Below are 533 nucleotides of genomic sequence, written 5' to 3' on the forward strand. Positions count from 1 at the left end.
TGTACAGAATCCCGCGACCAAGGCACCGAGCAAGCAGCCATAGAGTGCACTACCCACAGCCCAGCCCTGCTCGGCCGGCGTAAATGCAAAATATTCGGTAAAGTACATCTGGCTACCGCTAATCACTCCAGTATCGTAACCGAACAACAAACCGGCCAACGCCACCACCAGCGTATTTTTGATCAACTGCCCCAAGGGCATGGGTAGCGACGAAGCATGCATATCAGGCACCGACGTCGACATAGCGGGGGTTAAGGAATCGGACATTATTATTTACACCTCGTTACAAATGATAAGCATATTTGCGGTTAATCGGCCCTTGTTCACACGGGAAGAATAATTCACGGCATTATTCAACACCCCAGAATGCAAACAGTTACTCGGGTAAATAATGGCTCGATTAAACATCGGCTCGACGTAATCGGTAGCGTCAAAAAAGACGTTGTCACGGCCCATATAGCGGCCAAACAGACCTTTGCCTGCGCCAACAGCCTCGGCTTTCAGCACCGGCGCGTACTCAGGTAATCGCGTGC

The 533-nt window shown here is 51.0% G+C and carries 2 protein-coding genes; both read right to left on the reverse strand.

Annotated features, from left to right (window positions below):
• A partial coding sequence (locus tag ACFQEU_RS17950) for an MFS transporter (protein WP_379784374.1) occupies positions 1-267 on the reverse strand: 267 nt, incomplete at its 3' end.
• A gap of 6 nt (positions 268-273) precedes the next feature.
• A partial coding sequence (locus ACFQEU_RS17955) for a DUF6445 family protein (RefSeq protein WP_379784376.1) occupies positions 274-533 on the reverse strand: 260 nt, incomplete at its 5' end.

It is taken from the genome of Halorubrum tibetense (genome assembly GCF_042661865.1).
Lineage (GTDB): Archaea > Halobacteriota > Halobacteria > Halobacteriales > Haloferacaceae > Halorubrum > Halorubrum tibetense.